The organism is Cupriavidus sp. 05N39 (genome assembly GCF_056397325.1).
In genome coordinates, this window is sequence record NZ_JBFTNE010000286.1 from 1 (window position 1) to 524 (window position 524).

At 64.1% G+C, this 524-nt stretch carries 1 protein-coding gene; it reads left to right on the forward strand.

The features are described from left to right. On the forward strand, window positions 1-496 hold a 496-nt coding region (locus AC1DN0_RS41335), incomplete at its 5' end, for a CatB-related O-acetyltransferase (RefSeq protein ID WP_477146643.1). Window positions 497-524 lie beyond the last annotated feature (28 nt).

The following is a 524-nucleotide window of genomic DNA, read 5'->3' on the forward strand; positions in this document are numbered from 1 at the left end:
CCGTTTCACCTATGGGACCCCGCAGTTCAAGGTGTGGAGCGAGGATGAATCGATCAGCATCGGCGCCTTCTGCTCGATTGCCGACGAGGTGGTCATCTTCGGGGGTGGAGAGCATCGGAGCGAGTGGGTCACCACCTTCCCGCTGCGGATCGCTTTCGGTGACCCGCTCGCCGGTCGTGATGGCCACCCGGCCAACAAGGGGCCGACACGCATCGGAAACGATGTCTGGATCGGTTACGGCGCCACCATCATCTCCGGCGTCACCGTGGGAGACGGTGCCATCATCGGTGCCCGGGCCGTGGTCACGCGCGACGTGCCACCGTATGCGGTAGTGATCGGCAATCCTGCGCGTCAGGTGAAGATGCGCTTCCCGCAGGAGCAGGTGGACGCACTTCTCAAGATCCGCTGGTGGGATTGGCCCATCGAGGACATCCATGCACGTCAGGCCGAACTCTGCGGAGGCAGCGTCGAGACGTTCGTCACCCGATTTCGCTGAACCAGACGGCACGCAGGCCCACGGCCTC